We start from the raw sequence: 13,647 nt of genomic DNA, 5'->3' as shown, positions 1-13,647 counted from the left end.
TCGCTAGAAGGGCGGGTCGGCCGCATCCGTGAAGACGACGCGGGATGCGGGGGAGTCGCGGTGGTGTCGGCCCTGCGGGCTGGTCCACTCGAGCACGCCGTCGGGCCCGAGCCTGACGCGCCACGGTGTGGCGTGTTTGAGCGAGTGATGTCGGCGGCACAGGTGCGCGAGGTTGTCGACGTGCGTGGATCCGCCGTGGGCCCAGTCGACCGTGTGGTCGATGTCGCAGCGGTGGGTGGGCATGAGGCATCCGGGGAAGCGGCACCGCTCGTCGCGTACCCGGAGCAGGCGTCGCTGGTCTTCACTGGGTCGGTAGCGGTCGACGCCCACGACGTTGCCGGTGACCGGATGGGTCAGCACGCGCGTCCATGCGCTCGCGCCGCCGGTGAGTCGACGAGCCGTCTCGGCGTCGACGGGACTGACGCCGATGAGCTCGGCGCCCGCATACGTCGTGCCGATCAGCGTGGTGGCGGGGATCGTGATGCGCACGTGCGCCTGCACGGCGTCGATGCCCGCGTGTGGTGCGTCGGCGGTGTCGGCGGTGGTCGAGGTGAGCAGGAGATCGCTGAGGATGTCGGCGCGCAGTTGGTCGATCGTGCGCGGATCGGCCTCGGCGTCGTGGGCGTCTCGAACGAGGCGTGCCATCCGCGTGAGCCGGTCGTGTGCGCCGTGAGCTTCGATGACGGGAAGCACGGCCGTGAGCTCGGCCATGCCGTCGGGCAGGTCGCGCACGAAGACGCCGCGGTGCGCGCGGGCCTCGCGGTGGCGTTCGGTGAGCGGACGCTGCTGAGCCTGCTCGGCGAGCCGGCGGAGGACCGGGCGCAGACGGTTGACGGACATCTCGGAGGCGGCCGCCGCGGCACGCTCGTCGTAGGCCGTGAGCTCGGGGCCGTCGAGCCCGGTGGACGCCTCATGGATCGCGCGCAGGTGGCGGCGCGAGATGCGGCCCTCGGCGAGGGCGGCGAGGGAGCGCGGCAGTCGGCGGGCGATGTCGGCGGCGTCGTGCAGCTCGTTCTGCATGCCGCGGTCGTTCGCGTGCAGGGCGGTGGCGAACTCCGCGGCGATGTCGCGCAGCGGCATCTCGTGCGCCCGGGCCGACGGATCGGACAGGCGAGAGGTGCGGTCGGCGGCGATCTGCCGGGCGGTCGCGAGCAGGTTGAGCTCGAGCGCTTCGAGGGCGGCGATGGATGCGCGGGTCTTCTCGACACCGGCGAGCAGGCCCTCGAGCATCGCCGCTTCGGCGTCCTCGGGGCTCATCGCCGCTGCATCCTCCATGCCTGAAGTCTGGCACCCACCTCCGACATCGCCGGGGCCGGATCAGTCGTCGGCGGAACGCCCCCGCAACCGGTCGATGTCGCGCCGTTCGCGCTTGGTCGGACGCCCCGCGCCGCGGTCTCGGACCGGGACGAACGCGGTCAGCTCGCGCGGCGGAGGCGGGGGCGTCTTGTCTTCGGCGGCGAGGGCGGCGAGCGGTGCGCTGACCCGCTTCACGATGGTCTGGCGCACGACGAGGATGCGGTCGAAGCCGGCGATCCGCACGCGCACCTCGTCGCCGGGGCGCACCAGCTGAGCCGCCTTCGCGCGGTCGCCGCCGATGCGGACGTGCCCGGCGCGGCAGGCGGTCGTAGCGGCGGATCGTGTCTTGTAGACGCGGACGGCCCAGAGCCACGAGTCGACCCGAACGGGGGATGCCGCATCCGTCATCCCTCCATCCTGGCGGATGCGGGCTCAGCCGAGGTCGAGTGCCACGATCGGCCGGTCGGCGCGGGGCCGCGCGGTCTCGACGAATCCCGCGTCGAGGAAGGTCGTGAGTGCGCCGTGGTAGAGCTCGTTCGACGAGGTCTTGGTGGCGGCGGTGTCGATCGGGTAGGCCTCGACGAGGCGGGCGCCGTTGTCGCGCGCGAAGGCGACGGCCGCGTCGAGGAGGCGACGGGTGAGGCCCTGCCCGCGGAACTCCTTGCGCACGGAGAAGCAGCTGATGGCCCATGTGCTGGCGTCGGTCCAGGGTTCGGGGGAGGTCTTGCCGTAGAGCTTGGTGCGCGCGAGCCGTTCGTGGTCGGGTCGGGGCCCCACGCGCACCCAGCCCGCGTCGACGCCGTCGACCGTGGCGACGAGTCCCGGCGGGACGGATGCGGCCGTCTCCGCGCGCAGGATCTCGGTCTTCTCCTCGACGCTGAGCGCGCTGAAGCGGCTGCCCGGCATCATCCACCATTGGCACTGACACGCCCGGCCGTCGCCGCCTCCGGTGAGGGCGTTCTCGACCTCGTCGAAGCGTTCGCTCGTGGCCGGAAGCACCTGGATCTGGCTCATGCCGTGACCGTACTCCCGGCTGCGGACACGCATCCACCGCTTGCGCCGCCGGGCGCGTTCGCGGCATGCTCTCGGACCGGCTAAGATGGTTGAGTTGCCCGCGCGCGGGCGGCTCCGGGATGTGGCGCAGCTTGGTAGCGCACTTGACTGGGGGTCAAGGGGTCGCAGGTTCAAATCCTGTCATCCCGACCGGAACGAGAAAGGGTCCGCCATATGGCGGGCCCTTTCTCGTTGCCGCGAGCGATCACAGGCGGGGTCCCCGCGGGCGGAGGCTCCGCCGCCCGCGTAGCGGGGCGTGGAGTGCCCGTGGGGCGCATCCCGACCGGAGAGCATGGGTGGAACGGTACTTAAGAGTGTCCTCCAACCCGACACCACCGTCGGGCACGTTGACCTCCCTGCCGCACTCCTGGCCGCCGGCCATGTTCCCGCGGTCAGCCGCGCGTCGCAGCGCATTCAAGCTGACTTCATACGCGAGGAACTAGCCGAGGCCCTCGCGATGCACTCCGTCAAGTCGGCCCCGGAGGTCATCCGAAAGTGGATCGAGACGCTCGACGACATCGAAGTGCTTGAGCGACATGTCCGGTTGGCGGAGCCAGCCAGTCGGCGGGGTCTTTCCGGCGTGGATCGAGTCGTGCGGAAGTTGATCGCGGAAGCTCCCCAGTGATCCATCGTGGTCGAGGAGGCGACCCTTATCCGTCGTCGCCCATTCGTTCAGCTTCTGCGTCGTTACGGCGAGCTTCATGCTGATAGCTGTCTGCGATGCCCCGCAGGATGCGAGCCGTGCGTGGCCACCGTGTGGCGATCTTGCTAGCCATATCCCGGTACTGCTGTTCGAGCACGCGTTCCTGATCGCCGCCATCGAACACGCCACGCGAAGTCACACCACGTTGATTGGTCTTGCCGATGTGCAAACCCGTGTCGATCCGTGCGTTGCCAACGTTTTCGATGATCTCCCGAACGGCTTCCGCTGGCCATACCCCGTCCGACCCAACAGGGCTGGATGCGAGTACCTGCCCGATTTGCTCGTCGCCGATCGATGCTCGCCCACTATCCGCTAGGGCAAGGCGGGCGGCGCGTACCCATTCCGTGAGGTGGTCGGCGTCGATACTGCCGTCGTCCGCGAGTCCGGGGAGCGTGCGCCATTCGTGGAGCACTGAGAACGAAAGGTGCGCGAACGCCTGCTCCTGTGGTGTGGGCGTTCGCTTGGGCTCCCCTTCCGCACGGAAGATGGTGCTCACCATGTTGACGAAATCAGTGGGATCCTTGCTCAGTGCCCGATAGAGGGCGCCCGAAGGCTCATGGTCGTGGACAAGGTCAAAGAACATAAACTCGTAACCTGGGAGCGCATCGTCGTCGGGCACCCGATGTTCCATGTATTGCAGAAGTTCGCCGACGTAGTAGCCGCTCATCGTGGTGTCATGGGGGGGCTCCGCTCCTCGACGTAGCGCGTCGAACACCTCCTTGACGAGACTGATCTCCGGTTCCTGATGCTCGTGCAGCATGGCGTTCAGAAGCGTCATCGCCTCCCAGGGCCGACCATGCTGAACGAACCGCCGAACGCCCTCTGCCCGATCGTCAGGGGCCGCGGCGAAGGGTTGAGCTCGCTGCCAGTAGGCCTCTTCGAGTCCTTCGCCCAGCGAGGACAGCTGCGTCCAGTACTGGCGGGAGAGGGGCACTGCGGCCATCAGAATCTCTCGAGCTTCGGCCTCCTGAAGCGCCGGGCTTGCGAAGGAATCCTTCAGCCACTGCATCCCGCCTTCGTGGATCTTCACGCTCGCGTAGTTCAACGCCGCTTGATTCAATTTGGGCTCCGATGAACTCAGCCACCCCAGAATCTCTTGATCTGGTGCGTTGGTTGTGCTTGCGAGCAGCTGTCCCACGACATGGGGTGTCTTGACATCGATGGTGAGCGAGCGCAACGCGTCTGAGCCGAGCACAAGTACGTAGTCGAGCGCCTCGCGTTGAAGTCGCGCGAGTTCGATGTCGTATCCTTCGTCGCCCAGCTTGAGATTAGGTACGTGAGCACGCCAGTCAAAGAGGCTGGAGAACCGTCGCCCGTCTTGGGCGGGCGCGAGGGCGTCGGCAAGTTCGCGGAACATGACCACCTCCTCAGCGGGCATAGCCCACTCGGCGTCGGAGTACTCCTCGTGCCGATCTGCCTCGCTGCTCAGCGTTTCCCAAACCGCATACACGTCTTCGGGCGACCAGTCTTGAGCGCCGATGACCTTCCGGAGCTTAGCTAGGACTGCGACCCGTTCCTGGGGTGGCAGTTCATCGATCTGCGGAACAAGCTCTTTCCAGCGTGCTGCGTCGGTCCCAGCAGCGGCGGTGACGAGGACCACGAGTTCATGAACGAAATGTCCCCAGTCCGCGTAGGTGACCGATTGCCGGATGGGCGACCAGTCGCGATACCTCGGAGAGTGGGGCTGGAAAGCGACTGCGTGACGCTCAGGCCAGACGCCCAGGGCAAGTTTCCAGCCGACATCGGGTTCACGCTGCATGAGACGCGCGACGACGGCGAGCTTGTCATGGACGCTCGCGCCGCTCTGAGGCAACCAGCCTGCGGCGACATTCTGCAGGCTCTCGATCGGACGATTGCTTAGCCGACCACCGGGATCCAGCGCGGACAGCCTTCCAAGAAGCGCTGCCGACCGACCGAAGTAGGCCGGCGACCAGCACAGCGTCTCGAGTGCCCACAGTAAGTTGGGGTGTGGCGAGGATGGTCCGAAAAGTGTGTCCGCGCCGCTGTCTTGGAACATCGTGCGAAGAATCGGATCGGTGCGGTCCAAGTCGAGTTCGACCGCATCCTGAAATACCTCCGGGGCGGCTTCCGCCAAGCTGGGTAGGACACTGGCCAGTCGAGCCCAGGTCGTTCCTGTATTGTCGGCGTTTGCGGCTTGAAGTACATCGTGAACGAGCCGGCTGACCCGCCCCTGGATGGCTAGGTCAGCGGTAAGCTCGACGTCGCTCGCAGCGGCGAGCGCTAGTCCGTCCGCCATGCTCTTCCTGAGGGTCTCCGAATGGGTAGGGTTGGTGCCTTGGGTGCTCGCGGTCAGACGAGCAACGGCATCCATGCCCTGGTAGGGGTCCGGTGTCAACAGGACATCTGCGACAACCTCGGCCCACCTCGCTAGTTCACCATCAGTCAGCGTCGGTAAGACGAGAAGCGCAGCCTCTGCCGGCGAGGTGACACGCCAGGTGCCGCCCGAACGCACGAACGGTGCATCCGCACGGCCTGCGAGACTCTTCAAAAGGCGATCGATATCGTCGCGTGATCGTCGGGTCAGTCTTTCGATCACCGCGAGGTCGCCTTCATCGTTCGTCCACGAACCAACCAGAACGAGCGGTGCGAGGATAGCGGCTTGGTCGGTGTTGGTGACCCACTCTGGGGCTCGGAAGCGCGGCTCGCGTGCGATCGTACGAATGAGCGCGGGCACACTGCGACGCGCGAGGGCCACCATCGCCTCCGCCTTCTTTGAGTCGGACACGACTGCCTTGAGCGCCTCGCGAGCGGTTGCGCGGTCTACCTTGCGGAGCTCAATCTTCTTGGCGTTTCGAATGATGTCGCCAGGCTCGGCGATCAAGATCACCCGATGTCCGTTGTCAACGGCGGCCGCGAGGTCGGGGACGTCGGAGAACAACGGAACGAGAATCAGAGAAGACCGCGAGTCGGTCAGTCGTTGCCAGGCGGCGCTGTCGGTGACAACGATGGACCGGTACAGAAGGTCGCTCTGCGCAGTCAAGGCGGCGAACGTGAAGGCAAGGGCCTCATCGCGCCACGGCGCTTGAATGGCCAAGATCGCATCGTCGGATCCTGCAGCAGTAAGGGTTGCACGCAACTCGTCCGCCTCAGCGGTGCGTCCAGCCGCGAAGAAGCCAGCCGGGAGCGCCACTGTCGTGCGACCCTGAAACGCCTGCCACCACCGTTCGATGGTCTGTGCGTCTCGCGGTCGGTAGCCTAATCGCTCCGAAATCCAACGATGTACGGAAGGTGATTCTTGGAGCCAACTCTCCAGAGTGTGAGCATCGACGGCCTTCACATCAGAGAACTTCTCCTCGGCGGCGCGATCGGAAGCCCACGCGCTACCGCCAGCCCAGTTCCTCGGCGTGGCGAAGACAAAGACTGAACTCGCGTCAGCCGGGAGCGCGAGCGCCCGCTTGTCGTAGTCGCTCTGAGCCTTTCCTTTCGGATTGGCATCCGTGCCGAACTCGAAGCGCAGTTCGCCGACTGGAAGGTACGCGCTGCCTGCGGACGTGGCGGTGCCGTCCCAACCAGAGGCAGCCACACCCTCGTGGGCACGGACTTGCAGATTGCTGATTCCCGGAGTCACTGCGAGAAGACGACGCATCAGCTCGGGAAAGGCCGTCTTCGCATCATCGCGGGCAGCCCAGGAGTTCAGTTCGTTGGCGGTGATGAGCTCCGGCCCGTCCGTGCGGAGGGCGGGTGCGACCGACGACGCGCTTGAGCCGCGTTCCTTCTGAAGGCGCAGGACCTCTTCTCGAGCAAAACGATGCTGCGTCGAGCCGGGAACACGAGCTGACACGAGGGTGCCTGCTGTGACCCAGTTCCTGACGGTGTTCTCGTGCACTCCAAGGAGCCTCGCGGTCTCGCGAACGTTGAGGAACGGCTTGAGCTGATCTTCACTGTCCATACCAGTAGTCAAGCAGATTGTGGACTTTGTGTACATAGATTTCCCCGGGCGTCGACCTGTGTGTGGCCACCACTGGACTACTCAGGCGGAGCCCTCGCAGACAGAGGCGCCGCCTCCCGGGGCGTGGAGTGCCCGTAGGGCGCATCCCGACCGGAGCCGCTGAAGGGGTCTGCCGACCTCAGACCCAGATCCCCCGAACGCCCTCGACCGCGAGGCCGCCGTCCCGGCAGCCTCACGGTCGAGGGACGTCAGAACGCGCCGGTCGTGATACCCGCCGAGCCGTATGGCGGCGTGTTCAGGACGTTGTTGCCGCCGGGCTCCCAGGCGTCCGCGGTGTTCGGGTTGCCGGCTTCCTGACGCTTGATGCACTTCCACTCGATCGCGCTCGACGGCGGGAGGTCGCCGATCACGCCCGTCCAGGTGGGGTACGCGCTCGGGGTGAGCTTGATCGCGCTCGCGGGCGACCAGTTACCCAGCTGCGGGATGTTGCCCACGACGTACACCGACTGACCGAAGGTCGTCGTCGCGAACTCGCACGCGAACGTCGCCCACACGGCCTCCTCACCGAGCGTGAACGCGAACGTCTTGTCCGATGCGACCGAGCTGCTCGCCGCCTTCGCGATCACCGTGCTGCCGCCCGCGTTGTACCAGCCGCTGCTGGCGGCGTCGAACGCGGCCTTGTTCGCGTACTCGGTGAGCGCGCTGCCGCCCAGCGTGACGGATGCGGCCTGCGTGCCGTCCGTGACGAGCTTGACGACCGTGGGTCGTGACGATGGCGCGCCCGCGTAGGTTCCCGACGCGGCACCCACCGTGACGGTCGCGACGCCGCCGGACATCGACTGACTGATCGGTGTGGTGCGCACGGCGCCGCTCTCGTACGCGGTGCTCGCGCCGTCGTCCTCGTACAGCGTGAAGGTCGACGCCGTGTCGCTCGCGTACACCGTGGTGATCTGCTCGTCGTGGACGACCGTATCGGCACGCAAGCCCGTGATGTCCTTCGTCTCCGCGTCGACGAACGCCTGCGGGATGATGGCGCCCGCACGGGCGTAGGCGGGGAGCGTGAAGACCCCGTTGCGCCACAGGGGCACATCGGCGATCCACTGGCCCGTGCTGACGATCCGCTCGTTCGTGTGAATGTCGATCCACTCGCCCGCGGGGAGGTACACGTCGCGCTCGCGCTCACCCGAGCCCGCCACGATCGCGACCATCAGATCGCGGCCGAGCATCTTCTGGTGGCCCATCTCACGGACGTTGTCGTCGTTCTGGTAGTAGTACACGAGCGGCGGGGCGACCGGCTCTCCGTAGAGGTTGGCGCGGTGCGCGAGCGAGTACGTGTACGGGGCGTTCTCGTAGCGGCGCACGAGGTTGGCCCGGTTGCTGGCGACGTCGCCGATCGCGTCGGGGGTCGTCTCCAGGCAGTTGCAGAGGTTCTCGGTGTGCGGGCGCAACGGTGTGTCGAACCAGGCGCTGTCGGCGAACCACTGCGTGTACAGCTCGTCGGCGTCCGCATCGAGCATCTCGCGGCGGAAACCGCCCACATCCGATCCGTAGTAGTCGATGCCCGACATCGACATGTGCATCTGCGTGTTCTGCTGCGAGGCGAGCGCCTTCATCGTCGAGCCGATGTCGGCCGACCACATGGCCGTGCCGAAACGCTGGATGCCGCCGGCCGCCGCGCGCGAGAGCAGGAACGGACGGGCCGTCTCATCGTTGCGCTCGTACCCGTCGGCGATGCTCTGCGCCCAGAGCAGGTTGTAGGCGTTGTGGTAGTCGGCGTGCGCGTGCTTTCCAGGGAGGACCCCCGCGGTCCAGTCGTTCGCGTCGTACATCTCGGGTTCGCCGAGGTCGAGCCAGTGGCCCATGACGCCTTCGTCGACGAGGTGCTGGCGCTGCTCGTCGTGCCACGCGGCGCCGGCCGCCGGCTGCGTCCAGTCGATCATCCCGCCCTTGCCCCACCACGGATTGCCGGTGAGGTAGGCCGGTGCGCACGTCGAGCATCCCTCTCGCACCAGGTAGCCGTCCGCCGCCATGTCGGCGTGCTCGGGGAGGTTCTTGCCCACGTACGACTCCTCGATCGGGATGATCCCGACGCCGTCGGCCTTGAGCGAGGCGATCTTGGCCGCAGGGTTCGGGAACTTCGTGGTGTCCCAGTCCAGAGTGCCCATGCGGGTGTCATCGGAGTCGGCCGTCACACCGCCGAACCACTGCACGTCGAGCATCGCCCCGTCGACGGGGAAGTCCGCGGCGCGGAGCCCCGCGAGCGTGCTGTCCAACTCCGACCAGTCGTCGTACCCGAACTCCGACACCCACAGGCCGAACGCCTTCTTGGGCGGCACGGGTGGGGTGCCGGTCAGCTCCATGTAGTCCTGGCGCAGATCGGGCAGGTCCGGCCCCGACATGAGGTACCACCGCACCTGGTCGCCCCACGTGCGCATGGTCCACGGGTCGCCCGTCAGGTTCCATTCCTGCTTGTAGAGCTGGTCGACGAACAGCCCGTAGTTGGCGTTGTCGTCGCCGACCGCGAACAGCACCGGGATCTGCGTGTTGCCGACCGGGCCGTTCTCGGCGTCGTACACCATCGCGTTGCCGTACGTGCCTCCGGGGGAGCGCACGCGCCCCACCCAGTCGCCGTCGGCGCTCGCGCCGGTGAAGAACTGCTGGCCGAGCCCGTACGCGTTCTCCATCGACGACTTGGTGATGTTCAGGCCCTTCCAGGCCTGGGTGAGATCGACCGGGCACGTCGTCTGCAGCACCAGGTTGGGAGTGCGCGTGATATCGGTCGACGTGACGCACAGCGTGGAGGTGTCCACCTCGAGCCGCAGCCCCGCCGTCTGGATCGTCCCGCCACTACGGGTGTAGGTGTTCGGACCCGCGTAGTCGGTCTTCGCGATCTGCGGGGTGGTGAACAGCGGACCCGTCGTCCCGGGCGCGGTCCCGGCCCCGGCGAGCTCGAAGTGCACCAGGTCGTCGTCGAGGACCTCGACGACGAGGTAGCTCGAGCCCGAGGTGAACTGGGCACGTTGCACGCCCAGGGGTGCGGCGGCGGCGGGCGCAGCATCCGCCCATCCGCCGATGGCGGTGAGCGATGCCGCGGCGATGGCCGCGATCGCGACGCTCGCGACGCGTCGTCGCAGGGTCAGGTTGTTCATGCGTGTTCTCCGTGGAATCCGGCTCAGCGTGCGAGCACGAGGTTGTCGAGGTTGATGCCGCCCGAGCCGCCGCTCGCGTACTCGATGCGCACGGTGTGCCGGCCGGGGGAGAGGGGCGCGCCGATCGACGCGGTGCCCCAGGTGTCCCACGATCCGGTCGAGGGCAGGGTGAGGGTGCCGATGGACGTGCCATCGACGCGGATGGTGCGTACGGCCGAGGTCGTCGCGCCGTTGCCGTAGCGGAAGCGCAGCTGGTGCGTCCCGGTCGCGTCGGCCCACACATCGAACTGCACGGCGTCACCGCTCTCCGCGAATCCGTCCACGAAGCCGACGCCGCTGTAGCCCGCGTGGTCGGTGTTCGTGCTGACCGCGGTGTGCGCCGCGAACTCGGCCTCGTAGGCGGCCTTGTCGACGTCGCTCAGGACGATCGCACGGGTCGAGGTGCTCGCGCCGACCTTGACGTAGGTGAGCTGCTGCACGGAATCCCAGAACCACCCGGTGCTCGCCGAGGCGAGCGCCGAGACCGAGGCGACCTCGGAGAGCGCCGAGCCGGCCACGGTGACGCCGGACGGCTTGGTTCCCGACACCTGGTACGTCGCCGCGGTGGTCAGCGACGGTGCCGAGACCGATACGGTGCGTGCCACGCGGTCGGCGGTGACCGAGATCGCGCGGTGGGCGTCCGCCGAGTCCTCGAAGTAGTCGTAGGTGCTCGACGTCGACGGGTAGATGCGGAAGGTGAGGTTGTCGTAGGTGTCGACGTCGTTGCCGATGGTTCCGCCGAGCTGGTACGCGTCGTTGAGGTTGAGCGGCACGACAGCCCCCGCCTTGGCGTACACGGGGATGCTGTCGGTGCCGGCGTAGTACTGCTTCACGCCGTTGCCGATCGCGCGCCCGCCGTTCCAGAAGTCGTACCACTCGCCCGCGGGCAGGTAGACATCCTTCGTGGTCTGGCCCTGTGTCGTGATGGGGGCCACGAGCAGCTGCGACCCGAAGAGGTACTGCTGGTCGTAGGCGGCGGCCGCGGCGTCGCCGGGGAACGCGAGGCTCATCGCCCGCATCATCGGCACCCCGGTCGTGGCGCTGTCGTCGGCCTCCGTGTAGAGGTAGGGCACGAGGTTCATGCGCACGTTCGCGAACTTCGCGAATGTCGGAACGACGCTCGTGTCGCCCGTCCGCGCCTGAACGTTCCAGGGCGTACGTGCTTCGGACGGGCTCGGGTCGGACTTCTCGGAGTGGTACTGCATGATCGGCGAGAACGCCGCCTGCGACGTCGAGCGGAGGTACAGTTCGGAACTCGGGAACGAACCGGTGAAGCCCGCCAGATCCCATGCCCAGAAGGGCACGCCCGATTGTCCCGCGCTCTGGCCCGCGCGGACCGCCTCCTGGAAGGCACCGAACGTGGAGGCCTGGTCGCCGGCCCAGAAGATGGACTGGCTCTGGCCGCCGGAGGTGCCCGCCCGGCTGAAGATCGTGCCGTCGCCGTCGGTCTTCGCCTGGACGTAGTCGTTGTAGGCGCGCGTGTACTCGTTGGGGTACGCGTTGTGCATCTCGTCGCCGCGGCGTCCATCGGCCACCTGCAGGTCGCGTCCGAAGAGCGCCTCGCTGCCGTCGGTCTTGAAGCCGTCGACGCCGAGGTCGTCGAGCAGGTACTGGCGCTTGCTCATCCACCAGTTGGTCGCCGCGGTGCTGATGAAGTCCGGCACGGTGCTGTCACCGAACCACTGACCCGTCGGGATGCGGTACGGCTGGCCTGCACCGTCCTTCACCAGGTAGTTCTGCGCCTCGGCGTAGGCCTTGTCGTTGAGGTGCTGTTGCGGGGCGGTCGACGGATTCGAGGAGAAGTTCTCCTTGAGTACCGGGATCTGCCACAGGATGACCTTGACGTTCTGATCGTGTGCGTCCTGGATCATCTGCTTCGGGTCGCTCCATGCGCCTCCGGCGGGGAAGGTCAGGTCGGCGTAGTCGAGCGAGCCGCTTCCCGCGGTGGGCGTGTACTGCGCGTCCTTCCACAGGTAGAAGGTCGCCTCGTCGCTCCACTGCTCGAGCACGAGCACGCTGTGCGGGATGCCGGAGCTGTCGACCTGGTCGAGCCATGCGTCGACCTCGGCCTGCGTGTTCCATTCGTTGGCCGACCCCCAGAGTCCGAACGCCCACTTGGGCGGCAGCAGCGGGCGCCCGGTCACAGCGGTGTAGTCGTCGAGCATCGCGGTCTGATCGCCCGTGAAGAACTGGTAGGTGAGCGTCGAGTCCAGCGCGCCGCCGGTGTCGACGGTGAACCCGGCCATGTCGGACCGGTGGGTCGCGAGGTTGAAGATCGCGTAGCGGGTGCTCGGGATGTGCACGCCGTAGCCCGCGGAGTTCGCGAAGTAGGGCACCGAGTAGTACGTCCGCCGGGTCGCACCCTGGTCCTGGTACTGGTTGTAGACGTAGTTGTGCACGTCGGTGCCGCGGTGATCGAGCCGGTCGTAACGCTCTCCGAAGCCCTCGAACCGCTCGCCGGCGGGCGTCAGGTAATGGTCTTCGATCTTCGTCACGGTCGAGCTGCCGTCACTGGCCCAGCCGATGTTGCGGAACTGCGCCGGGTCGTACTGACGGGTGATGAGCGTCGTGCCGTCGCCCTTGTACACCGAGAGACGGTAGGGGTTCTTGTCGATCTTGAGGACCAGCTGGCTCGTGGCGATCGTCACCTGGGAGGCGCCGTCGGTGATCGTGTATCCGGTCGGCCCGCTGAGGTTCAGCCCGGAGCCGGTCGGTGCGATCTGCACGTCGTAGCCATCGGGACGGGGGAAGGCGAAGCGCACCTTGGGCGTGAAGTCTCCCGCGCTGTCACCCGTGACGATGTCGACCGACGTGCCGTTGTCGATCACGTCGGTCACGTCGGTCACGGTGCTCCACGAGGTGGTCGCGAACGAGAAGGGGCCGATGTCGCGCTGCCCGCCACCGTTCACGTCGGCGTGGATCGGTGTACTGCACGTCGTCGCCCCGCGAGAATGATCCGAGATCGACCTTCCAGTACGTGTTGTTGCCGGCGTTGTAGTCGTAGCTCGCGCCGCGCGGGGTCTGCGCGACGCCGTTGACGCTCCATGTCACCCAGACCGACTGGCCCGAGGCGATCGGCCAGGTCGTCGCCCTGACCGTGACGTTCTCGCCCGCCATCGGATCGCGCGGGGAGCGCTCGGTCGGTTGCGAGGCGTACAGCTCGTCGTCGCCGTACGGGTCGTGCCACACGCCGTTGAGCGTGTCGGCGTGGGCCGGAACGGCCGTGAGCAGGGCGACGATCAGGGCCGCCGCGAGCCCCGCGGCGAGCACCATCGCGCGGCGCGGTCCCGCATGCAGCGCGCTGCGGACGGTTGCGAGCAGCGGTGCCTGCGTTGTGCGGGCAGCGTCAGACATGGGAACCCCTTTGTTCAGGTCTGTATTTAGTGGAGAATATGGACCACCTATGCCCCGCAGGTCAAGAGCGCGTATCAATCTGTCTGGCTTGCAACGCCGGATAAGCGCATCGACATGCGTCGAGTTGACGACCGGCACGAGAC

At 67.2% G+C, this 13,647-nt stretch carries 7 protein-coding genes and 1 tRNA gene; 1 reads left to right on the top strand and 7 read right to left on the bottom strand.

All coding sequences use genetic code 11. From position 1 onward, the window contains the following. Window positions 1–3: 3 nt before the first annotated feature. From QE374_RS03425 to QE374_RS03415, 3 genes are read right to left on the bottom strand one after another with little or no spacing between them, the layout of a single operon-like run. Complete coding sequence (locus QE374_RS03425) at window positions 4–1,275, bottom strand: DUF222 domain-containing protein (RefSeq protein ID WP_309732201.1); 1,272 nt, start codon at window positions 1,273–1,275, stop codon at window positions 4–6. A gap of 42 nt (window positions 1,276–1,317) precedes the next feature. Continuing rightward, entirely contained in the window at window positions 1,318–1,704 is a 387-nt protein-coding gene (locus QE374_RS03420; protein WP_234073156.1) for an RNA-binding S4 domain-containing protein, read from the bottom strand. Window positions 1,705–1,728: 24 nt separating this feature from the next. Beyond that, complete coding sequence (locus QE374_RS03415; RefSeq protein ID WP_309732199.1) at window positions 1,729–2,310, bottom strand: GNAT family N-acetyltransferase; 582 nt, start codon at window positions 2,308–2,310, stop codon at window positions 1,729–1,731. Between the two features lie 115 nt (window positions 2,311–2,425). Between QE374_RS03415 and QE374_RS03410 the strand changes: the two genes are divergently transcribed. After that, window positions 2,426–2,499: transfer RNA gene (locus QE374_RS03410), tRNA-Pro, on the top strand. A 500-nt stretch (window positions 2,500–2,999) separates the two neighbouring features. Here the strand turns inward: QE374_RS03410 and QE374_RS03405 are convergent. The 4 genes from QE374_RS03405 to QE374_RS03390 form a co-directional block, all read right to left on the bottom strand. Next, the gene (locus QE374_RS03405) at window positions 3,000–6,962 is read right to left on the bottom strand and encodes a helix-turn-helix domain-containing protein (RefSeq protein WP_309732197.1); all 3,963 of its coding nucleotides are present in this window, start codon (window positions 6,960–6,962) and stop codon (window positions 3,000–3,002) included. Window positions 6,963–7,210: 248 nt separating this feature from the next. Next, a complete protein-coding gene (locus QE374_RS03400) occupies window positions 7,211–10,111 on the bottom strand; it encodes a TIM-barrel domain-containing protein (protein WP_309732196.1) in 2,901 nt (966 codons plus the stop codon). 23 nt (window positions 10,112–10,134) lie between these two features. Beyond that, window positions 10,135–12,996 carry a TIM-barrel domain-containing protein gene (locus QE374_RS03395; protein WP_309732194.1) on the bottom strand — a complete coding sequence of 954 codons (2,862 nt, stop codon included), beginning with the start codon at window positions 12,994–12,996 and terminating at the stop codon, window positions 10,135–10,137. Then, window positions 12,938–13,504: a hypothetical protein gene (locus tag QE374_RS03390; RefSeq protein WP_309732192.1), complete on the bottom strand. Its 567-nt coding sequence runs from the start codon at window positions 13,502–13,504 to the stop codon at window positions 12,938–12,940. Before QE374_RS03390 ends, QE374_RS03395 begins: the two co-directional genes overlap by 59 nt. Between the last annotated feature and the right edge of the window lie 143 nt (window positions 13,505–13,647).

The sequence above is a fragment of the Microbacterium sp. SORGH_AS_0428 genome (assembly GCF_031453615.1).
Lineage (GTDB): Bacteria > Actinomycetota > Actinomycetes > Actinomycetales > Microbacteriaceae > Microbacterium.
The sequence above is the reverse complement of the archived record's forward strand: the minus strand, read 5'-3'. Positions and strand labels throughout refer to the sequence as shown.

Coding starts and splice junctions, on each gene's coding strand:
- QE374_RS03425 (WP_309732201.1), bottom strand. CDS start 1,275: ATGGAGGATGCAGCGGCGATGAGCCCCGAGGACGCCGAAGCGGCGATG.
- QE374_RS03420 (WP_234073156.1), bottom strand. CDS start 1,704: ATGACGGATGCGGCATCCCCCGTTCGGGTCGACTCGTGGCTCTGGGCC.
- QE374_RS03415 (WP_309732199.1), bottom strand. CDS start 2,310: ATGAGCCAGATCCAGGTGCTTCCGGCCACGAGCGAACGCTTCGACGAG.
- QE374_RS03405 (WP_309732197.1), bottom strand. CDS start 6,962: ATGGACAGTGAAGATCAGCTCAAGCCGTTCCTCAACGTTCGCGAGACC.
- QE374_RS03400 (WP_309732196.1), bottom strand. CDS start 10,111: ATGAACAACCTGACCCTGCGACGACGCGTCGCGAGCGTCGCGATCGCG.
- QE374_RS03390 (WP_309732192.1), bottom strand. CDS start 13,504: ATGTCTGACGCTGCCCGCACAACGCAGGCACCGCTGCTCGCAACCGTC.